A 19,390-nucleotide genomic window follows, 5' to 3' on the forward strand; every position below is an offset into this window, starting at 1 on the left:
GTTCCAGGCAGCACGGACGTAGGACTCCGTCCGCGATTGGATTCACCGGCCACGCCGGACGCTCCGGTAGCATGGCCAACGGCGGATAACCGCGAACGGTTATTCGCCCTACGGGTCGTAGGACTCCGTCCGCGATCGGCGCCACCGGCTGTGCTGTAGCACTGCCTGTGCCGCACTACAGCCGCCCGTCGTGGTAATCCCGCGCCACCGCCTCCAGCCCGGCCAGGGCGAACAGTTGCAGGTGGCGGGCGAGGTCTTCCGCCGGTTGCTCGAACAGTCCGGTCAGCGGCGTGGGGATTTCCCGGCTGATGACCTGCAGCGTCAGGTAGGGCGCTATCACGCTGAACAGGCAGCGCAGCAGCGCCGGTTCCTGGGCGGGGATGCCGGTGAGTTCGCCCAGCAGGGCCATCACCAGGCGCACCTTGGGCATGGCCTCCTGGTCGATGAGTTCGGAGAGGAAGGGCGACGGCGTCAGCAGCTCGCGGGCCCACAGGCGCGCCTGCCAGCGCTGGCCGTTGGCGACGTTGAGGGTCAGCGCCCCGATCAGGCCGGCGAGCTTGTCGCGGGGCGGGCGCTCGTTGCGGGTCAGCTGTTCGAGCTGGTCGTAGCCGATCAGGTGCTTGTGCATGTCCTGCAGCACCGCGCGGTAGAGCCCGTCGCGGCTGCCGAAGTGGTAGTTCACCGCGGCCATGTTGCACTGCGCGCGCTGGCAGATGGCCTTGCTGGTGGTGTCGGCGTAGCCACGCTCGGCGAACAGTTCGCCGGCCGCCAGGAGAATGCGCCGGCGGGTGGCTTCGCCGTCCTGGCGGGGGGCGCGTTGCGGCGCTTGGCGGGGCTTGGAGGGAGAGCTAGGCATGACTGCACCCTGCTGGATCAGGTGTAGCAGACTAAAGCCTGCATAGATCAAATTCAAATTTGAATTACTGGTCTATGCTTGTATGCTTGTTTCTCGTCGCCACTGGCTAGCGAGTCGTCATCATGCGCAAGAAGCTCATCGTTGTCCTGGCATTGCTCGCCGTAGCAGGCCTGGGGGCCTGGTACTACTTCCACTCGAAGGCCGAGCAGGGCGGCGACCTGGTGCTCTACGGCAATGTCGACATCCGCCAGGTGTCCCTGGCCTTCACCGGCAGCGAGCGCATCGCCGAGATGCGCGTGGAGGAGGGCGACGCGGTCAGGGCCGGGCAGGTCCTGGCCAGCCTCGACAGCCGCACCCTGAAGCTGCAGATCGACCAGGCCAGGGCGCAGATCGCCGCCCAGGAAGCCAACGTGCTGCGCCTGCACAACGGCTCGCGCCCCGAGGACATCGACCGCGCCAAGGCCCAGGTCGACGCGGCCAAGGCCCAGGTCGAGCTGGCCGGCATCCAGCTGCGCCGCCTGCAGGGCATCCGCGCCAACAGCCCCGGCGGGCGGGCGGTCAGCCAGCAGGACCTGGACAACGCCGCCGCCCAACTGAAGGTCAACCAGGCCCAGCTGGAGGATGCGCAGAAGGCCCTGCGCCTGGCGAGGATCGGCCCGCGCGCCGAGGACATCGCCCAGGCCGAGGCCCAACTGCAGGGCGCCCGCGCCCAGCTCGCGCTGCTGCAGCACAACCTCGACGAGACCCAGCTGCGCGCCCCGCAGGACGCCACGGTGCGCTCGCGCCTGCTGGAGCCGGGCGACATGGCCTCGCCGCAGCGCGCGGTCTATGCCCTGGCCATCACCGACCCGAAATGGGTGCGGGTGTACGTCAACGAGACCCAGCTCGGCCACATCAAGCCCGGCATGCGCGCCAGCGTGACCACCGACAGCCATCCGGACCAGCCGGTGCAGGGGCACGTCGGCTTCATCTCCGACGTCGCCGAGTTCACCCCCAAGGCCGTGCAGACCGAGGAATTGCGCACCGCGCTGGTCTACGAAGTGCGGGTGGTGGTCGAGGACAGGGACAACCGCCTGCGCCTGGGCATGCCGGCCACGGTGCGTATCGCCGAGGGTGACCAGGTGCGCGACGGGAAGGCCGATTGATGGAGCGGGTGATAGACGCCCGCGGCGTCGCCAAGCGCTTCCTGGTCAAGGAGTCGGGGCAGACCGTGCAGGCCCTGCACGGTCTCGACCTGCAGGTGCGCAAGGGCGCGCTGACCGCCCTGGTGGGCCCGGACGGCGCCGGCAAGACCACCTTCCTGCGCCTGGTGGCCGGGCTGCTGCGGGCCGACGGCGGCGAGCTTGAGGTGCTCGGCGTCGATGTCAGGGCGCATCCGCAGCGGGTGCAGGACCTGATCAGCTACATGCCGCAGCGCTTCGGCCTCTACGAGGACCTGAGCGTGCAGGAGAACCTCGACCTCTACGCCGACCTCCACGGCGTCGGCGCGCAGCAGCGCCGCCAGCGCTTCGAGCGCCTGCTGGCGATGACCGACCTGGCGCACTTCACCGACCGCCCGGCAGGCAAGCTGTCCGGCGGCATGAAGCAGAAGCTCGGGCTGGCCTGCACCCTGGTGCGCTCGCCGCAACTGTTGCTGCTGGACGAGCCGACCGTGGGCGTCGACCCGCTGTCGCGCCGCGAGCTGTGGGAGATCGTCCGGCAACTGGTGGAGGAGGAGAGCCTGAGCGTGCTGCTGACCACCTCCTACATGGACGAAGCCGAGCGCTGTTCCGAGGTGTACCTGCTGCACCAGGGCCAATTGCTGGCCCAGGGCCTGCCCGAGGACATCCGCCGGCATGCCGACGGCCTCTGCCGCATCGTCGTGCCGCCGGCCGGCCAGCCGGCGCGCAAGCTGCAGGCGCGGTTGCTGGATGACCCGCAGGTGATCATCGACGCGGTGCCCCAGGGCGGCGAGGTGCGTTTCATCCGCCAGCGCGATGCCGATGAAAAGCGCCTGGACCAACTGCTCGACGGTGCTCCGGTGCGCGAGGTGGAAGCACGCCTGGAGGACGGCTTCATGGTCCTGCTGCGGGCCAAGAGCGGCGCCGAGCAGGTGGATACCGAAGCGCTCAAGGCCGCCGCGCCGGGCAGCACGTCCGACAACGGCGAGGCGGTGATCGAGGTGAAGGACCTGGTGCGCAGGTTCGGCGACTTCACCGCCGTGGACCGCACCAGCTTCAGCGTGGCCCGCGGCGAGATATTCGGCCTGCTGGGGCCCAACGGCGCCGGCAAGACCACCACCTTCCGCATGCTCTGCGGGCTGCTGCCGGCGTCCTCCGGCAGCCTGCAGGTGGCCGGCGTCAACCTGCGCCACGCCCGCGCCCAGGCGCGCCGGCGCATCGGCTACGTGTCGCAGAAGTTCTCGCTGTACGGCAACCTCTCGGTGCGCGAGAACCTGCAGTTCTTCGGCGGCGCCTACGGCCTGTCCGGCAAGCAGCTGGGCCGGCGCATGGACGAGGTGTCGCGGCAGTTCGACCTCTCCGGCCACGAGGGCGAGCCCAGCGGCCAGCTGCCCGGCGGCTACAAGCAGCGCCTGGCCATGGCCGTGGGCCTGCTCCACGAGCCGGAAATCCTCTTCCTCGACGAACCCACCAGCGGCGCCGACCCCCTGGCCCGGCGCGGCTTCTGGCAGCGCATCACGGCGCTGGCGGCCGGCGGCACCACCATCATCATCACCACCCACTTCATGGAAGAGGCCGAGTACTGCGACCGCATCGTCATCCAGGACGCCGGGCGCATCCTCGCCATGGGCACCCCACAGCAGGTGCGCGAGCAGGCCGGCGGCCAGGCGAACATGGAGCAGGCCTTCATCGAGATCGTCGAGCAGGCCCGCCAGCACGCCCGGGAGGCCCGCGCATGAGCGACGCGGCGAATGGTTCGTTCTGGCGCCGGCTCCTCTCGCTGACGCGCAAGGAGGTGCGCCAGCTGCTGCGCGACCGCAGCAACCTGATGATCGGCATCGGCCTGCCCATCGCGCTGATCCTGATCTTCGGCTACGGCCTGTCGCTGGACGTGCGCCACAGCCTGGTGGCGGTGGTGCAGGACGACCCGGCGCCCCAGGCTCGCGACCTGCTGGCCAGCATCAGCCGCTCGGAGTACCTGCAGCCGCTGCCGCTGAAGTCCTTCGAGGAAGGCCGGCGGATGCTGGAATCGCGCCAGGCCGACGCCCTGGTCTACCTGCCTGGCGACTTCAGCCGCCGCCTGCAGGACGGCAACGCCCAGGTGCTGGTGCTGGTGCAGGGCTCCGACGCCACCCGCGCCTCGGGGGTGAGCAACTACCTGAACCAGGCCCTGGCGCTGTGGGGCGAGAAGCAGGCGGCGCGCAACGCCGGGCTGCAGGCCGGCGGCGTGCGCATCGAGCAGCGCATGTGGTTCAACGCCGCCAACACCAGCACCTGGTACCTGGTGCCGGGGCTGATCGTGCTGATCATGACGCTGGTGGGCGCTTTCCTCACCGCCCTGGTGATGGCCCGCGAGTGGGAGCGCGGCACCCTGGAGGCGCTGTTCGTCACCCCGGTGCGCTCGGTGGAGATCCTCCTGGCGAAGATCATCCCCTGCTTCCTGGTCGGCCTGCTGGGCCTGGCGCTGTGCCTGCTGGCGGCGCGCTTCCTGTTCCACGTGCCCATGTACGGCTCGCTGCTGGCGCTGCTGGTCAGCTCCATGCTCTACCTGTTCGTCGCCCTGGGCATCGGCCTGCTGATCTCGGCGGTGACCAAGAACCAGTTCCTCGCCAGCCAGATTTCCCTGCTCGCCAGCTTCCTCCCGGCGATGATGCTCTCGGGCTTCATCTTCGACCTGCGCAACGTGCCCACCGCCGTGCGGGTGATCGGCAACCTGCTGCCGGCCACCTACTTCATGGAACTGGTGAAGTCGCTGTTCCTGGCCGGCGACTTCTGGCCGCTGATCCTGCGCAACTGCCTGATCCTCGCCGGCTACGCCGTGGTCCTGCTGGGCCTGGCGCGGCTGGCCACGCGCAAGAGGCTGGACTGAGATGGGCGCCTTCGTCGAACTGCTGCGCCGCCTGGCCAACCTCTGGCGCAAGGAACTGCTGGTGATCCTCAAGGACCCGGCCAACCGCATCGTGCTGCTGGCGCCGGTGCTGATGCAGAGCCTGCTGTTCGGCTACGCGGTGACCTTCGACCTCAACGACGCGCCCTACGCGCTGCTGGACCAGAGCCACAGCGAGTCGTCCCAGCGCCTGGCCAACCGCCTGGACGGCAGCGGCATCTTCCACCGCGTGGCGACCCTGCGCGCGCCGCGCGACATCGCCAGCGTGATCGACGCCGAGAAGGCCCTGCTGGTGATCCAGGTCCCCGCCGACTTCGAGACGCGCCTGACCCGCGGCGAACCGGCGCCGCTGCAGGTGATCCTCGACGGGCGCAACTCCACCACCGCCGGCGCCGCGGCGGCCGGGCTGGCCAGCGTGGTCAACGACTTCAACCGCGAGCGCGGCCTGGCCCAGGCGCCGGTCAGCGTGGTCACCCGCGCCTGGTACAACCCCAACCTGGAGACGCGCTGGCCGCTGATCCCGGCGCTGATCGCCTCGCTGAGCATGCTGCAGACGCTGATGCTCAGCGCGCTCTCGGTGGCCCGCGAGCGTGAGCAGGGCACCTTCGACCAGTTGCTGGTCACGCCCTATTCGCCCCTGGAGATCATGCTCGGCAAGGCCCTGCCGCCGATCCTCATCGGCCTGGTGCAGGCGTCGCTGGTGCTGCTGATGGCGCTGTACTGGTTCCGCATCCCCATGGCCGGCTCGCTGCTGGACTTCTACGGCGGGCTGCTGGTGTTCATGGTCTCCTGCGTCGGCCTGGGCCTGTCGATCTCGGCGGTGTCGCTGAACATGCAGCAGGCGATGCTCTACACCTTCGTGCTGATCATGCCGATCATGCTGCTCTCGGGCCTGGCCACGCCGGTGCGCAACATGCCCGAGGCGCTGCAGATGGCCACGTACATCAACCCGCTGCGCTTCGCCATCGACCTGATCCAGCGCATCTACCTGGAAGGCGCCAGCCTGTTCGCAGTGGCCCATGACCTGTTGCCGATGCTGGCGGTGGCGAGCGTGACCCTGCCGCTGTCCGCCTGGCTGTTCCGCCATCGACTCGCCTGACCGGAGGCCGCCATGCCGTCGTCGCCCGTTCCCTACCTCCTCTTGCCGCTGCTGCTGGCGCTGGGCGCCTGCGCGGTGGGGCCGGACTACCAGGCGCCGCAGCCGAAGGCCCCGGCCGACTGGCGCGCCGCCCATGCCGGCGAGGCCGCGCTGCTGCCCGCGGGGCAGGGTGGCCAGGCCATCCTGGCGCAGTGGTGGACGCAGTTCGCCGACCCGGCGCTGGACTACCTGCAACGCCGCGCCACCGCGGCCAGCCCGGACCTGCGCAGCGCCGCGCTGCGCTTCGCCCAGGCGCGCATGCAGCGGCAGATGGTCGCTGCCCAGCGCGGGGTGAACGTCGACGGCAACGCCGACGTGCAGCGCCAGCGCCAGAGCGAGCGCGGCGCCAGCGCACGGATGATCTCCAGCCTGGCGCCGGGCAACAGCGACGAGCTGGTGAAGACCCTGGCCGAGCCCTTCACCCTCTACGAAGCCGGCTTCGACGCCTCCTGGGAAATCGACTTCTGGGGCCGCGTGCGCCGCTCCATCGAGGCCGCCGACGCCCGCGTCGAGCAGCAGCGCGCACTGCTGGAGCAGGCGCGCCTGGTGGTCGCCAGCGAAGTGGCGCGCGGCTACTTCGAGCTGCGCCGGGTGCAGCAGCAGATCGCCGTGACCCAGGAGGACCTGCGCGCCACCGAGGAGTCCCTGGCGCTGGTGCAGGCCCGCGCCGACGGCGGCCTGGTGGACGACTTCGACCTGGTGCGCCAGCGCAGCCAACTGGAAGAACTGCGTTCGCGCCTGCCGCAATTGCAGGCGGCGGAGGGCCAGGCGATCAACCAGCTCGGCGTGCTGGTCGGCGCGCAGCCGGGCGAGCTGCAGGCCCAGCTGAAGGCGCCGCCGGCGCGGCCCGCGGCCCTGCCCGACCTCAGCCCCGGCCTGCCCTCGGAAGTGGCGCGCCGGCGCCCGGACATCCGCGCCGCCGAGGCCCAGCTGCACGCGGCCACGGCCAACATCGGGGTGGCGGTGGCCGAGCTGTACCCGAGCATCCGCCTGGGCGCCAGCTTCGGCTATTCCTCCTTCGAAAGCGGCGACGTCTCCGACTGGGGCAGCCGCCAGTGGGCGGTGGGGCCGAGCCTGAGCGTGCCGATCTTCGACAACGGCCGGCGCCGCTCCCAGGTGACCCTGCGCAAGCTGGAGCAGCAGGAAGCGGCGGTGAACTACCAGCAGACCGTGCTCAAGGCCTGGCAGGAAGTGGACGACGCCTTGAGCGGCTACGGCGCCGAGCGCCGGCGCAACGCCCAGCTGCAGGCGCGGCTGGGCAGCGCCGGGCAGGCCTACGACATGGCCAGGGCGCGCTATGCCGGCGGCCTCACCGACTTCCTGGTGGAACTGGACGCCCAGCGCAACTACCTGCAGGCGCGCCGCGACCTGGTCGACAGCGACGGCCAGCTGCGCCTGGACCTGGTGGCGCTGTACAAGGCCCTGGGCGGCGGCGCGCCGCTGGGGGATGGCGGTTCGGACAACGAACCTTTACCGCCTGGGCAACAGTAACGCCTGCCGTTTCCGGTAGAATGTGCGCCGCCCGTGCCGGGGCAGGGGAATGGAGGTGGCGTGTTGCGTGGCATCTGGTTGTGCTTGGGGCTATTGGCGTTGGCCGGTTGCGGCGAGCGCGTCGAGCGCTTCGGCGGCCCGACCATGGGCAGCAGCTATTCCGTGCAGTACCTGCCCACGGCGCAGAGCCCCGCGCCGCAGCGCCTGCAGGCGGAGGTCGAGGGCATTCTCGGCGAACTCGACCGGCAGTTCTCCACCTACCGCGACGACTCCGAGGTCTCCCGCTTCAATGCCTTGCCGGCCGGCGCCTGCCAGGCCATGCCGACCGAGCTGGTGGAGCTGCTGCGCTACGGCAACGAGCTGTCCGAGACCAGCGCCGGCGCCTTCGACCTCACCGTCGAGCCGCTGATGAACCTCTGGGGCTTCGGCCCGCAGTCCCGCGGCGAGCAGGTGCCGGCGGCCGCGGCGCTGGAGCGTGAGCGGGCGCGCGTCGGCTACCGCCACGTGCGGGTGGACGGCAGCCTGGTGTGCAAGGACGTGGCGGCGCAGCTGGATTTCGACAGCATCGTCGCCGGCTACGCGGTGGACCGCGTCGGCCAGCGCCTGGCCGAGCTGGGCGTGAAGGACTACCTGGTGGAGATCACCGGCGAGCTCAAGGCCATGGGCCACAAGCCCGACGGCTCGCCCTGGCGGGTGGCGCTGGAGGTGCCCAGCGGCGAACGCGAGCGCACCGTGGCGCGCTCGCTGGCGGTGGACGGCTACGGGGTCTCGACCTCGGGCGACTACCGCAACTATTTCGAGGAAGGTGGGCAGCGTTACTCGCACACCTTCGACGCGCGCACCGGCACGCCGGTGCGGCACACACTGGCGGCGGTGACCGTGGTCGACCGCTCCACGCTGCACGCCGACGGCCTGTCGACGCTGCTGATGGTGCTGGGCCCGGACGAGGGCTACCGCTACGCCGAGCAGCACGGGCTGGCCGCCTGGTTCGTCGTGCACCAGGGGCAGGGTTTCGCCACGCGCGCCAGCACGCGCTTCGCCGAACTCTTCCCGGAGCCGGTGTGGCGGTGAAGGCCGCAGGAAATGTAGTGATGGCAAAACTCGCCTACCGACCGACCAAGCGCTAATGTGCAGCGCTTTGCGGCGAGGCTAAGCTGCCAGCAACGATCGATCGTCCCCGGCGAGCGCGCCGGGACTTCGCCGGACGCGCCGCAGGGGCGCCCCGGCCTGTTCTGAAGGAGTACGCATGGCTGTCTACAACTACGACGTGGTGATTCTCGGCACGGGCCCGGCGGGCGAGGGGGCGGCGATGAACGCCTCCAAGTACGGGCGCAAGCTGGCGGTGGTGGACAGCCGTCGTGTGGTCGGCGGCAACTGCACGCACCTGGGCACCATCCCGTCCAAGGCGCTGCGTCACTCGGTGAAGCAGATCATCGAGTTCAACACCAACCCGATGTTCCGCCAGATCGGCGAGCCGCGCTGGTTCTCCTTCCCCGACGTGCTCAAGAGCGCCGAAAAGGTGATCAACAAGCAGGTGGCCTCGCGCACCGGCTACTACGCGCGCAACCGCATCGACATGTTCAACGGCACCGCCAGCTTCGTCGACGAGCGCACCGTCGAGGTGGTGACCCCCAGCGGCGCGGTGGAGCGCCTGGTCGCCGACCAGTTCGTCATCGCCACCGGCTCGCGCCCGTACCGCCCGGCGGACATCAACTTCAACCACCCGCGGGTCTACGACAGCGACACCATCCTCTCGCTGAGCCACACCCCGCGCCGGCTGATCATCTACGGAGCCGGGGTGATCGGCTGCGAATACGCCTCGATCTTCAGCGGTCTGGGCGTGCTGGTCGACCTGATCGACACCCGCGACCAGTTGCTGAGCTTCCTTGACGACGAAATCTCCGACGCCCTGAGCTACCACCTGCGCAACAACAACGTGCTGGTGCGCCACAACGAGGAGTACGAGCGCGTCGAGGGCCTGGACAACGGCGTGATCCTGCACCTGAAGTCGGGCAAGAAGATCAAGGCCGACGCCCTGCTGTGGTGCAACGGCCGTACCGGCAACACCGACCGCCTGGGCCTGGAGAACATCGGCATCAAGGTCAACAGCCGCGGCCAGATCGAGGTGGACGAGAACTACCGCACCTCGGTGTCGAACATCTACGCCGCGGGCGACGTGATCGGCTGGCCGAGCCTGGCCAGCGCCGCCTACGACCAGGGCCGCTCGGCCGCCGGCAACATCGTCGAGCAGGACAGCTGGCGCTTCGTCAACGACGTGCCCACCGGTATCTACACCATCCCGGAGATCAGCTCCATCGGCAAGAACGAGCACGAGCTGACCGCGGCGAAGATTCCCTACGAAGTGGGCAAGGCATTCTTCAAGGGCATGGCCCGCGCGCAGATCTCCAACGAGCCGGTGGGCATGCTGAAGATCCTGTTCCACCGCGAGACACTGGAGATCCTCGGCGTGCATTGCTTCGGCGACCAGGCCTCGGAGATCGTTCACATCGGCCAGGCGATCATGAACCAGCCGGGCGAGCTGAACACCCTGAAGTACTTCGTCAACACCACCTTCAACTACCCGACCATGGCCGAAGCCTACCGCGTAGCGGCGTTCGACGGCCTCAACCGGCTTTTCTGAAATACCCCGACCGGCGGCCTGAGCCGGCCGGGGGCGACCCGCTCAGCGATTCCCGAGCGTGGCAGTGGCCAAACCGGGAAAGTCTGTAATCAGGCTGTCCACGCCGAAGTCGGCGAGCCGGCGCATCAGCGCCGGTTCGTTGACCGTCCACACCGACACGTGCAGCCCCTGCTTCTGCGCCTTGAGCAGCCGCTCGGGGGTGCACAGCGTCCAGTTCAGCGCCAGCAGCTCGCAACCATAGTTCGCCGCCACCTTCAGCGGGTCGAGCCAGGCGTATTCGGCCACCAGCCCGCGCGCCAGGTCCGGCGTCAACTGCTGCAGCGCGCGCAGCACGGTGCGCGAGCTGGAGGTCACGGTGATGCGCTCGCGCAGGCCGAAGCGCCCCACCAACTGGTGGATGGCCTGCACGGTGCGCGCCGCGCGCTCGCGCGAGGCGCTCTTGACCTCCAGCTGCCAGTGCTCGAACTCGCAGCGCTCGAACAGCTCGGCCAGCCGCGGGATGGGGCAGGGGCGCACCCAGCCCGGCCCGCCCTGGCGCGCGTCGTAGGTGACCAGGTCCTCGGCCAGTTGCTCGGACACCTTGCCGCGGCGCCCGGTGGTGCGCTTGAGGGTGGGGTCGTGGATCACCATCAGCTCGCCGTCGCGGGACAGGTGCAGGTCCAGCTCGCAACGCGTCACGCCATGCTCCAGGCAGCGCTGGAAGCTGGTCAGGGTGTTTTCCGGCGCTTCGCCTTTGGCGCCGCGATGGCCATAGATGAGAGTCACTGGGGCTCCTTGGGAGAGGGAAGGATCGGGTTCTGCGGACGATGCGCGCGAACCGCGTCGACCACGTGATCGTATTCGAAATAGACACTGAATTCGCGGTAGTCCCAGCGGGTGATCGGCGGGCTGCCCACGGCGGGGTGCTCCTCGTCGGGCAGGCCGAAGCGCTCCAGCACGGCGCGCCGGCTCTCTCCGCGGGCGGGCAGGGCGATACGGGCGTCGCCCTGGGCGCCGATGGGGATTTCCAGGGTGTCGGCCGCGGCCGGCAGGGCCATGCCCAGGCACAGCAGCAGGGGGATGTGGCGTGCCTTCATGAGTCGTCGCGGTCCTTCGCCTGGCGCCGTTCGGCCGCCTGTTTCTGCAGGATGTGCCGGGCCAGCAGCTGGCGCTGCGGCTCCTCGAGGTTCTCGAACAGCGTGCCGATCTCGTACTCGCCCAGCCCGCGCGACTCGCAGTGGGTGACCCGCGCGCGCAGGCTCAGGCCCAGGGCCTGGGGCAGCAGCACCAGCTTCAGTGCCAGCAGCTGGCCGGCGAGCAGGGGCTCGGGGGCGAGGAAGGCGATGCCGCCCTCGGAAAGGACCACCGGCTGCGCCGGGCCGACCTGCTCCAGCAGCCCGCGGGCGAGGGCGCCGGCGACCAGGTCCAGGCGCTTGTCGAGCAGCTTCAGGTAGCTGGCCAGGGGGCGGTCGCGCTCGGCGATCTGCCGCAGCAGGTGCTGCGCCTCCACCTCCAGCAGGTGCAGGTCGCCGAGCAGGTTGAACAGCGGCGAATCATCCTGCAACGCTTGCGCCGCCTGCTCCGCGTCCTCCGGAATCGGGCGAAATTCCAGTGCGAGGCGGTCCTCGATACGGTAGTATTCGCGGCGGTCATCCGCGTCTGGAGTGGACATGGCGAACCCACGGCGGCAGTAATGGTCTGAGTGTAAAGCCGCCCGCCGCAGCTCGCCACAATGGCCTCCGCAATCCCTCCGCGGCAGCGGATGCCGGCCGGACCGACGCCCCAATCCCCTGACAACGGCCCCACATGTTCAGACCTCTTTCCGTCTATATCGGGACGCGCTACACCCGCGCCAAGCGCCGCAGCCACTTCGTTTCCTTCATCTCCCTGACCTCCATGATCGGCCTGGCCCTCGGCGTCATGGTGATGATCGTGGTGCTCTCGGTGATGAACGGCTTCGACCACGAGATGCGCACCCGGGTGCTGGGCATGGTGCCCCACGCCACCGTCGAGGCCTACCAGCCGATCGACGACTGGCGCGGCCTGGCCGGGCAGATCAAGGCGCAGCACCGCAACGTGCTGGAAGTGGCGCCCTTCATCCAGATGCAGGGCCTGCTGAGCAACAACGGCGTGGTGCAGAAGGTGCTGATCAACGCCGTGGACCCGGCCGAGGAAGGCAAGGTCTCGATCATCGGCGACTTCTTCAAGCAGGGCAGCCTGGCCAGCCTCAGGCCCGGCGAGTTCGGCATCATCATCGGCGACAAGGCCGCGGCCAACCTGGGGGTGAAGGTCGGCGACAAGGTCACCTTCGTCGCCCCCGAGGTCTCGGTGACCCCCGCCGGCATCTTCCCGCGCATGAAGCGCTTCACCGTGGCCGGCATCTTCCACGTCGGCGCCGGCGAGCTGGACGGCTACGTGGCCATGGCCCACGTCGAGGACGCCGCGCGCATGCAGCGCTACAAGGACGGCGAGGTGCAGGGCCTGCGCCTGAAGCTCGACGACCTGTTCCAGGCGCCGCGCACCGCCTGGGAAATCGCCCATGACCTCAAGGGCAACGACTTCTACGCCCGCGACTGGACGCGCACCCACGGCAACCTCTACCAGGCCATCCAGATGGAGAAATCCATGATCGGCCTGCTGCTGCTGCTGATAGTCGCGGTGGCCGCCTTCAACATCATCTCCACCCTGGTCATGGTGGTCACCGACAAGAAGTCGGACATCGCCATCCTCCGCACCCTGGGCGCCACGCCGGGGCAGATCATGGCCATCTTCATGGTCCAGGGCAGCGTGATCGGCGTGATCGGCACCTTCATCGGCGGCCTGCTCGGCGTGCTCGCGGCGCTCAGGGTGAGCGACGCCATCGCCCTGCTGGAAAGGCTGATCGGCCACAAGTTCCTCAGCTCGGACGTCTACTTCATCGATTACCTGCCCTCGCAACTGATGCGCGAGGACGTGATCCTGGTGTGCGCCGCCGCGCTGATCCTGAGTTTCTTCGCCACCCTGTATCCGGCCTGGCGTGCCGCCCGCACCCAGCCCGCGGAGGCCCTGCGTTATGAGTGACAAGACCGTCCTGAGCTGCCGCAACCTGCGCAAGAGCTACGAGGAGGGCCCGCAGTCGGTCGAGGTGCTGGTCGACGTGCAGCTGGAGCTGTTCCCCGGCGAGCGCGTGGCCATCGTCGGCAGCTCCGGCTCCGGCAAGAGCACCCTGCTGAACATGCTCGGCGGCCTCGACATCCCCAGCAGCGGCAGCGTCTGGCTGGCCGGCGAGGAGCTGTCGGCGCTCAACGAGAAGCAGCGCGGCCTGCTGCGCAACCGCGCGCTGGGCTTCGTCTACCAGTTCCACCACCTGCTGCCGGAGTTCACCGCCCTGGAGAACGTCTGCATGCCGCTGCTGATCGGCCGCACGCCGATCCCCGAGGCCCGCGAGCGCGCCAGCGCGCTGCTGGAGCGGGTGGGCCTGAAGCCGCGCCTGCAGCACAAGCCCTCGGAGCTGTCCGGCGGCGAGCGCCAGCGCGTGGCCATCGCCCGCGCCCTGGTCAACCGCCCGCAGCTGGTGCTGCTCGACGAGCCCACCGGCAACCTCGACCAGCACACCGCGCATTCCATCCAGGAGCTGATGCTCGAACTGTCGCAGTCGCTGCAGACGGCCTTCCTGGTGGTGACCCACGACCCGCACCTGGCGCAGCAGATGGACCGCGTGCTGCGCCTGGAGGACGGCCGCCTGATCGCCGCCTGATCGAGCCGCAGACGCCATGTTCAGACCCCTATCGATCTTCGTCGGCACCCGCTACACCCGGGCCAAGAAGCGCAACCACTACATCTCCTTCATCTCCCTGACCTCGATGATCGGCCTGACCCTCGGGGTGCTGGCGATGATCGTGGTGCTCTCGGTGATGAACGGGTTCCAGAAGGAGATGCGCTCGCGCATCCTCGGCATGGTGCCCCACGCCGTGCTGCAGAACACCGACGGCAAGCCGCTGGCCGATTGGCAGGCGGTGGCCGCCGCGGCCTCGAAGCACCGCGAGGTGGTCGGCGCGGTGCCCTACACCGAGCTGGACGGCATGCTCTCGTTCAAGGGCATGATGCAGCCGATCGAGGTGGATGGTATCGACCCGGTCCTGGAACCGAAGGTCTCGATCATCGGCTCGCACATGGTTCAGGGCAGCCTGGCAGCGCTGAAGTCCGGCGAGTCCGGGGTGGTGATCGGCGAGATCACCGCGCGGCGCTTCCGCGTCAACGTCGGCGACAGCCTGCTGCTGATCGTCCCCGAGTCCACCTCCGCGGCCGGCGGCGTGACGCCGCGCATGCAGCGGCTGAACGTGGCCGGGGTGTTCAAGGTCGGCGCCGAGCTGGACGGTACCCTGGCGCTGGTCCACGTCGACGACGCCGCGCACCTGCTGCGCTGGGAGCCGGGGCAGGTGCAGAGCGTGCGCATCGCCCTGAAGGACCTGTTCCAGGCGCCGGAAGTGGGGCAGGGCATCGCCGCGGAGCTGGGCCAGGGCATCCGTTCGGTGGACTGGACGCACACCCAGGGCAGCCTGTTCGGCGCCATGAAGATGGAGAAGACCATGATCGGCCTGCTGTTGCTGCTGATCGTGGCGGTGGCGGCCTTCAACATCATCGCCACGCTGATCATGGTGGTGGCCGACAAGCGCACCGACATCGCCATCCTCCGCACCCTGGGCGCGACGCCGGGGCAGATCATGACCGTCTTCATGGTCCAGGGCACGGTGATCGGGGTGATCGGCACCCTGGTCGGCGGCACCCTGGGCGTGCTGGCGGCATTCAACGTCACCACCATCGTCTCGGCGATGGAGAAGGCCCTGGGCACCCACGTGTTCAGCTCCGACGTCTACTTCATCAACTACCTGCCCTCCGACGTGCAGGTGACGGACGTGCTGCTGGTGTGCTGCGCGGCCCTGCTGATGAGCTTCCTCGCCACGCTGTACCCGGCCTGGCGCGCCGCCAAGACCCAGCCGGCCGAAGCGCTGCGCTACGAATGAAAGAAGCCGCCCTTGGGGCGGCTTCTTCGTGATGGGGTGGGTTTCGCAGCGAGCCTATCTCGATCCGTACCCGGGCTCGGCCTATCGCGGACAAAGTTGCTCCTACAGGGAAATGCCGTACCTCCCGGCAGACTGTAGGAGCGGGCCCTGCCCGCGAAATCGCGCGCAGGGCTGAGCTGGCCTAATGATCTTGGACACCTTCATCGGGCGCTATCATGGCGCCCAACTGGAGGCAAAAATAGTGCGAAAGTCCTATTCAAATGAATTCAAAATCAAGACTGCCGAGATGGTGCTTGATGGCGGGATGTCCGTTCCGGACGTCTGTAAGCAACAAGACGTAGGCCCTACTGCGCTGCGTCGGTGGATTGATCAAGTCCGAAAAGAGCGCGAAGGTCAGACTCCGGTCGGTGCCAAGGCGATTACGCCGGACCAACAGCGAATTCAAGAACTCGAAGCGCAGTTGCGGCAAAAGGATCGGGATATCGAAATCCTAAAAAAGGCCAGTGCTCTCCTGCTTTTGGACTCCAAAGATTATTCGCGCTAATCGACGAGTTGAGTGAGCAATACGGTATTTCCGACTGCTGCCGGGTATTGGAAGTCCCTCGCAGTAGCTTTTACGCCTGGCGCAAACGTCAGGGGCCAATGAGTCCAGCCAGGCAGGTGCTCCAGGCCACTGTGGTCGAGCTTTTCAAAGCGTCACGCAGCTCTGCCGGGGCGCGTACGCTGTCCCAGGAGTTGCGACGCGCAGGGCACGATGTGGGCCGCTACAAGGCGCGAAGCCTGATGAAAGAAATGGGGCTGGAGTGCCGGCAGCGGCGTCCGCATCGATATCGCTCGTCAGGCGCAGAGGCCTTGATCGTGAGTAATCGGCTCAAGCGTAACTTCCGCGTCTCGACTGTTAACGAGGTGTGGTGCGGTGATGTGACTTACATCCAGATTGGTAAGCGCTGGTTGTATCTGGCGGTGGTGATGGATCTTTACGCCCGACGAATCGTGGGCTGGGCGTTTTCACTGATTGCCGATGCTCGATTGGCCTGTGAAGCACTTCAGATAGCAGTTGAGGCGCGCGGTAAACCAAAAGGCGTGATGTTCCACTCAGACCAGGGCTGCCAGTACGCCAGTCATAAATTCAGGGAGACGCTTGAAAAGTATGGCGTGACTCAAAGCATGAGTCATCGCGGCCAATGCTGGGATAACGCAGCCATGGAGCGCTTCTTCGGTGCGCTGAAGTCAGAGTGGGTACCAAGGGATGGATACAAGAGTGATGAGCAGGCCAAGGTCGATATCCAGGCCTATATAACGCGGTACAACCTTAAGCGCCTCCACAGCTACAACGGATATGAAACCCCGGTAGCCATGGAGGAAAAGCTCAAGGCAGCAGCATGAACCTAAAGCGGTGTCCAAAATTTCTTGACCGGTTCACCCGGCCTCCCCGTAGGGCGCATAACGCCTACGGCGTTATCCGCCGAATCGCGGACAGAGTCCGCTCCTACGGTTCCAGGTAGCACGGGCGTAGGAGCGGACTCCGTCCGCGATTGGATTCACCGGCCACGCCGGACGCCCTGGTAGCACGGCCAGCGGCGGATAACCGCGAACGGTTATTCGCCCTACGGCTGGGCAGGGTCGTAGAATCAACCACTGTTCGCGAGCAAGAACTAGACGTCCCCCTCGCTCCTACGAGAAGCCGTGCTCGCCTCCCCTCACCTGCGAGTCAGTCCGGGTACTGCGCCTGGATGACGATCTCCAGGGCATCCGGGCGCCAGAACTCCCGGTCCAGCTCCACCACCCGCCCGCCCTCGGCGTAGCTCAGGCGCTCCAGGTACAGCCCCGGCGCACCCGGCGCCAGTTGCAGCGGCGCGGCCTGGTCCGCGCCCAGGGCGCAGGGGTGCATGGCCAGCTCGCAGCGCTGCGGGCGCTTGCCGAAGCGCTCGCGCAGCACTTGCGTGAGGGAGCCATCCAGGTCCTCCTCCAGCAACCCCGGGCACCAGGCGGCGTCCAGCAGGATGCGCTCCAGCAGCACCGGGCGCCGGTCGATCCAGCGCCGCCGCTCGATGGCGAACAGCAAGGCGCCCTCCTCCAGGCCCATGCGCCGGGCGGTCGGCGCGTCGGCGGCGCACTCGCGGCGGCTCAGTGTCTCGGTGCGCGGCTGGCGGCCCTGGGCGGCGACGTATTCCATGAAGCCCTGGGTGCGGGTGGGGTTGTAGCGCACCCGCGGCGGCGCGACGAACCAGCCGCGGCGGTTCTCGCGGTACAGCAGGCCCTCGGTCTCCAGCTGCTGCAGGGCCTCGCGCAGGGTCACCCGGGTGCAGCCGAAGCGCTCGGCCAGCTCGCGCTCGCCCGGCAGCTTCGCGGCCAGGCCGCCCTGGCGGATGTCCGCGGCCAGCTGGTCGCGGATGCGCAGGTAGTGCAGGGGTCGTTCGGCCGCCATGGTGGGCTCTCCAGCGAAAGGCGCGCCATTATAAAGGCAGCGGGTACGCGCGCAGGCCGGCTTCACCGGATCGTCACAATGGGCGTCTAGTCTGGCCTAGACCATCGTCCAGACCACCGCGCCATGCCCGCCTCGACATCCGCCGACCTACCCCGCTTCACCTCCCTGCTCTTCGGACTCGCCGGCGACCTGGTGGACTTCGGCGCCCGCACCCTGCCCCTCGCCCTGCAGCAGAGCTGCCCGGAGTGCCCGCAGGAGCGCCTCGCCGAAGCCGCCACCCTGGCCCCGCACCAGGCCCTGGGCCACGTGCTCGGCCGCCTGCCCAGCGCCGAGGAGATAGCGCGCTTCCGCAAGCGCCTGGCGGAAGCCGCCGACGCCCATGCCGAACCCATCGCCGAAGCCCTGCCAGCCCTCCAGCAACTGAACCGCCAGGGCGTACCCTGCGCCTGGCTGGAGGAGCTGCCGGAGCCGGCCAGCGAACGCCTGGCCGCCGCCCTCGACGGCGCCCTGGACAACGGCATCGCCCACGCCGGCCGCCCCTGGCCGGCGCCGGACGCCTGCTGGCGCGCGCTGATGGAACTGGGCACGCCGCAGCTGGACGGCTGCGTGCTGGTCAGCAGCCAGCCGCGCCTGCTCCAGGCCGGCCTCAACGCCGGGCTGTGGACCATCGGCCTGGCCGCCAGCGGCCCGTTGTGCGGCCTCTCGGTGCGCGACTGGGAGGCGCTGGACAGCCCCCGGCGCGACCTGCGCCGCGCCCAGGCGACCTTCGGCCTGTACCGCCTGGGCGTGCACTCGGTCATCGACCACCTGGGCGAGCTGGATTCCTGCCTGCTGGACATCGCCAGCCGCCGCGCCAAAGGAGAAAAACCATGAACCGCGCCCGCCACGCCTTCCTCGACGAGCTGGCCGAACGCTTCGCCAGCCACGGCGCCGAGCCCTACGGCGAATCCGTGAGCCAGGCCGAGCACGCCCTGCAGTGCGCCACCCTGGCCGAACGCGCCGGCTGTTCCGACAGCCTGGTGATCGCCGCCCTGCTGCACGACATCGGCCACCTCTACGAGAACCCCGACGAGATCGAGGCCTGCGACCTGCGCCACGAGGAAGTCGGCGCCAACCTGCTGCGCGCCCTGCTGCCCGAGGCGGTGTGGCAACCGATCCGCCTGCACGTGGCCGCCAAGCGCTACCTGTGCGCGGTGGACGCGGCCTACCACGCCGGCCTGTCGCCGGCCTCGCGGCACAGCCTGGCGCTGCAGGGCGGGCCCTTCGACGAGCGCGGCGCCAGCGCCTTCCTCAGCACCCCCTACGCCCAGGACGCCGTCACCCTGCGGCGCCTGGACGACCTCGGCAAGGACCCGGCCATGCGCACCCCGGAGCTGGCGCACTTCTTCCCGCTGCTGGAACGCCTGCTGCGCATTGACGGGCATCAGACACGGTTGCGTCCGGCGAGTTAAGCTGTGTGGCATGGAGATGGATTTTTCGCCGCCGTGCGGCAGTCCATCCTGGGTAGCCACCGCAGAAGGAAACCACCATGCCCACACGTCAACTGCATGAAGAACTGCAGCGACTGCGCGACCAACTGGAACAGCAGCCGCCGCTGAGCGAAGAACAGCGCTCGGAGCTGCAGACACTGATCCAGGACATCGAACTGCAACTGGCCAACGAGGAAGCGCTGGCCGACGAAAGCCTGCTGGACGGCGTCAACCTCGCGGTGGAGCGCTTCGAGGTCAGCCACCCGACCCTCGCCGGCACCCTGCGCTCGATCATGCAGAGCCTGGCCAACATGGGCATCTGAACCCCTCTCCCGGCG

Annotated in this window: 20 protein-coding genes; 15 read left to right on the forward strand and 5 right to left on the reverse strand. The window is 68.6% G+C overall.

Features of this window, described 5'->3' with window-relative positions; genetic code table 11:
• Window positions 1-175: 175 nt before the first annotated feature.
• Window positions 176-856 carry a TetR/AcrR family transcriptional regulator gene (locus tag DK254_RS30380; protein ID WP_109936804.1) on the reverse strand — a complete coding sequence of 227 codons (681 nt, stop codon included), beginning with the start codon at window positions 854-856 and terminating at the stop codon, window positions 176-178.
• 122 nt (window positions 857-978) lie between these two features.
• On the opposite strand from DK254_RS30380, the gene DK254_RS30385 reads away from it, so the two are divergent.
• The 7 genes from DK254_RS30385 to sthA all read left to right on the forward strand — a co-directional run bounded on the left by DK254_RS30385 (window position 979) and on the right by sthA (window position 10,173).
• Window positions 979-2,001: an efflux RND transporter periplasmic adaptor subunit gene (locus DK254_RS30385; RefSeq protein ID WP_109936805.1), complete on the forward strand. Its 1,023-nt coding sequence runs from the start codon at window positions 979-981 to the stop codon at window positions 1,999-2,001.
• A complete protein-coding gene (locus DK254_RS30390; RefSeq protein WP_109936806.1) occupies window positions 2,001-3,755 on the forward strand; it encodes an ATP-binding cassette domain-containing protein in 1,755 nt (584 codons plus the stop codon). The genes DK254_RS30385 and DK254_RS30390 overlap by 1 nt, the downstream gene beginning before the upstream one ends.
• Window positions 3,752-4,885: an ABC transporter permease gene (locus DK254_RS30395; RefSeq protein WP_109936807.1), complete on the forward strand. Its 1,134-nt coding sequence runs from the start codon at window positions 3,752-3,754 to the stop codon at window positions 4,883-4,885. The genes DK254_RS30390 and DK254_RS30395 overlap by 4 nt, the downstream gene beginning before the upstream one ends.
• 1 nt (window position 4,886) lies before the next feature.
• On the forward strand, window positions 4,887-6,002 hold the full coding sequence (locus DK254_RS30400; protein WP_109936808.1) for an ABC transporter permease: 1,116 nt from the start codon (window positions 4,887-4,889) through the stop codon (window positions 6,000-6,002).
• A 12-nt stretch (window positions 6,003-6,014) separates the two neighbouring features.
• Window positions 6,015-7,532 (forward strand): efflux transporter outer membrane subunit, encoded by a 1,518-nt coding sequence (locus tag DK254_RS30405; protein ID WP_109936809.1) that lies wholly within the window; start codon window positions 6,015-6,017, stop codon window positions 7,530-7,532.
• Between the two features lie 60 nt (window positions 7,533-7,592).
• Complete coding sequence (locus DK254_RS30410; RefSeq protein WP_371921189.1) at window positions 7,593-8,603, forward strand: FAD:protein FMN transferase; 1,011 nt, start codon at window positions 7,593-7,595, stop codon at window positions 8,601-8,603.
• Between the two features lie 175 nt (window positions 8,604-8,778).
• Entirely contained in the window at window positions 8,779-10,173 is a 1,395-nt protein-coding gene (gene sthA / locus DK254_RS30415) for a Si-specific NAD(P)(+) transhydrogenase (RefSeq protein ID WP_109936811.1), read from the forward strand.
• A gap of 42 nt (window positions 10,174-10,215) precedes the next feature.
• Here sthA and DK254_RS30420 read toward each other — a convergent pair whose 3' ends face one another.
• From DK254_RS30420 to DK254_RS30430, 3 genes are read right to left on the reverse strand one after another with little or no spacing between them, the layout of a single operon-like run.
• The gene (locus tag DK254_RS30420) at window positions 10,216-10,938 is read right to left on the reverse strand and encodes a glycerophosphodiester phosphodiesterase (RefSeq protein ID WP_089392612.1); all 723 of its coding nucleotides are present in this window, start codon (window positions 10,936-10,938) and stop codon (window positions 10,216-10,218) included.
• A complete protein-coding gene (locus tag DK254_RS30425; RefSeq protein WP_109936812.1) occupies window positions 10,935-11,249 on the reverse strand; it encodes a phosphodiesterase in 315 nt (104 codons plus the stop codon). Before DK254_RS30425 ends, DK254_RS30420 begins: the two co-directional genes overlap by 4 nt.
• Window positions 11,246-11,824: a PilZ domain-containing protein gene (locus DK254_RS30430; protein ID WP_109936813.1), complete on the reverse strand. Its 579-nt coding sequence runs from the start codon at window positions 11,822-11,824 to the stop codon at window positions 11,246-11,248. Before DK254_RS30430 ends, DK254_RS30425 begins: the two co-directional genes overlap by 4 nt.
• A 134-nt stretch (window positions 11,825-11,958) precedes the next feature.
• On the opposite strand from DK254_RS30430, the gene DK254_RS30435 reads away from it, so the two are divergent.
• From DK254_RS30435 to DK254_RS30450, 5 genes are all read left to right on the forward strand, one after another.
• On the forward strand, window positions 11,959-13,212 hold the full coding sequence (locus DK254_RS30435; protein ID WP_109936814.1) for a lipoprotein-releasing ABC transporter permease subunit: 1,254 nt from the start codon (window positions 11,959-11,961) through the stop codon (window positions 13,210-13,212).
• Window positions 13,205-13,888 carry a lipoprotein-releasing ABC transporter ATP-binding protein LolD gene (lolD, locus tag DK254_RS30440; protein ID WP_109936815.1) on the forward strand — a complete coding sequence of 228 codons (684 nt, stop codon included), beginning with the start codon at window positions 13,205-13,207 and terminating at the stop codon, window positions 13,886-13,888. The genes DK254_RS30435 and lolD overlap by 8 nt, the downstream gene beginning before the upstream one ends.
• A 16-nt stretch (window positions 13,889-13,904) precedes the next feature.
• On the forward strand, window positions 13,905-15,155 hold the full coding sequence (locus tag DK254_RS30445; RefSeq protein WP_109936816.1) for a lipoprotein-releasing ABC transporter permease subunit: 1,251 nt from the start codon (window positions 13,905-13,907) through the stop codon (window positions 15,153-15,155).
• A 184-nt stretch (window positions 15,156-15,339) separates the two neighbouring features.
• Window positions 15,340-15,699 carry a transposase gene (locus DK254_RS34990; protein WP_256595865.1) on the forward strand — a complete coding sequence of 120 codons (360 nt, stop codon included), beginning with the start codon at window positions 15,340-15,342 and terminating at the stop codon, window positions 15,697-15,699.
• Between the two features lie 8 nt (window positions 15,700-15,707).
• Entirely contained in the window at window positions 15,708-16,541 is an 834-nt protein-coding gene (locus tag DK254_RS30450; RefSeq protein WP_256595989.1) for an IS3 family transposase, read from the forward strand.
• Between the two features lie 325 nt (window positions 16,542-16,866).
• Here the strand turns inward: DK254_RS30450 and DK254_RS30455 are convergent, their stop codons facing one another.
• A complete protein-coding gene (locus DK254_RS30455; RefSeq protein ID WP_109936817.1) occupies window positions 16,867-17,583 on the reverse strand; it encodes a UTRA domain-containing protein in 717 nt (238 codons plus the stop codon).
• A gap of 123 nt (window positions 17,584-17,706) precedes the next feature.
• Here DK254_RS30455 and DK254_RS30460 point away from each other — a divergent pair, with 123 nt between their 5' ends.
• From DK254_RS30460 to DK254_RS30470, 3 genes are all read left to right on the forward strand, one after another.
• Window positions 17,707-18,456 (forward strand): phosphatase, encoded by a 750-nt coding sequence (locus DK254_RS30460; RefSeq protein ID WP_109936818.1) that lies wholly within the window; start codon window positions 17,707-17,709, stop codon window positions 18,454-18,456.
• Entirely contained in the window at window positions 18,453-19,034 is a 582-nt protein-coding gene (locus DK254_RS30465) for a phosphonate degradation HD-domain oxygenase (RefSeq protein WP_109936819.1), read from the forward strand. Before DK254_RS30460 ends, DK254_RS30465 begins: the two co-directional genes overlap by 4 nt.
• A gap of 77 nt (window positions 19,035-19,111) precedes the next feature.
• Entirely contained in the window at window positions 19,112-19,375 is a 264-nt protein-coding gene (locus tag DK254_RS30470) for a DUF4404 family protein (protein ID WP_089391992.1), read from the forward strand.
• The last annotated feature ends 15 nt before the right edge of the window (window positions 19,376-19,390 follow it).

The organism is Pseudomonas sp. RW407 (assembly GCF_003176655.1).
In the GTDB taxonomy this organism is placed as follows: Bacteria; Pseudomonadota; Gammaproteobacteria; order Pseudomonadales; family Pseudomonadaceae; genus Pseudomonas; species Pseudomonas delhiensis.

Bases quoted from the DNA above. Each gene is read 5' to 3' on its own strand.
- DK254_RS30435 (WP_109936814.1), top strand. From the start codon at position 11,959: ATGTTCAGACCTCTTTCCGTCTATATCGGGACGCGCTACACCCGCGCC.
- DK254_RS34990 (WP_256595865.1), top strand. From the start codon at position 15,340: ATGATCTTGGACACCTTCATCGGGCGCTATCATGGCGCCCAACTGGAG.
- DK254_RS30425 (WP_109936812.1), bottom strand. From the start codon at position 11,249: ATGAAGGCACGCCACATCCCCCTGCTGCTGTGCCTGGGCATGGCCCTG.
- DK254_RS30430 (WP_109936813.1), bottom strand. From the start codon at position 11,824: ATGTCCACTCCAGACGCGGATGACCGCCGCGAATACTACCGTATCGAG.
- DK254_RS30460 (WP_109936818.1), top strand. From the start codon at position 17,707: ATGCCCGCCTCGACATCCGCCGACCTACCCCGCTTCACCTCCCTGCTC.
- DK254_RS30470 (WP_089391992.1), top strand. From the start codon at position 19,112: ATGCCCACACGTCAACTGCATGAAGAACTGCAGCGACTGCGCGACCAA.
- DK254_RS30390 (WP_109936806.1), top strand. From the start codon at position 2,001: ATGGAGCGGGTGATAGACGCCCGCGGCGTCGCCAAGCGCTTCCTGGTC.
- DK254_RS30465 (WP_109936819.1), top strand. From the start codon at position 18,453: ATGAACCGCGCCCGCCACGCCTTCCTCGACGAGCTGGCCGAACGCTTC.
- DK254_RS30445 (WP_109936816.1), top strand. From the start codon at position 13,905: ATGTTCAGACCCCTATCGATCTTCGTCGGCACCCGCTACACCCGGGCC.
- DK254_RS30380 (WP_109936804.1), bottom strand. From the start codon at position 856: ATGCCTAGCTCTCCCTCCAAGCCCCGCCAAGCGCCGCAACGCGCCCCC.
- DK254_RS30405 (WP_109936809.1), top strand. From the start codon at position 6,015: ATGCCGTCGTCGCCCGTTCCCTACCTCCTCTTGCCGCTGCTGCTGGCG.
- DK254_RS30385 (WP_109936805.1), top strand. From the start codon at position 979: ATGCGCAAGAAGCTCATCGTTGTCCTGGCATTGCTCGCCGTAGCAGGC.
- DK254_RS30400 (WP_109936808.1), top strand. From the start codon at position 4,887: ATGGGCGCCTTCGTCGAACTGCTGCGCCGCCTGGCCAACCTCTGGCGC.
- DK254_RS30395 (WP_109936807.1), top strand. From the start codon at position 3,752: ATGAGCGACGCGGCGAATGGTTCGTTCTGGCGCCGGCTCCTCTCGCTG.
- lolD (WP_109936815.1), top strand. From the start codon at position 13,205: ATGAGTGACAAGACCGTCCTGAGCTGCCGCAACCTGCGCAAGAGCTAC.
- sthA (WP_109936811.1), top strand. From the start codon at position 8,779: ATGGCTGTCTACAACTACGACGTGGTGATTCTCGGCACGGGCCCGGCG.
- DK254_RS30455 (WP_109936817.1), bottom strand. From the start codon at position 17,583: ATGGCGGCCGAACGACCCCTGCACTACCTGCGCATCCGCGACCAGCTG.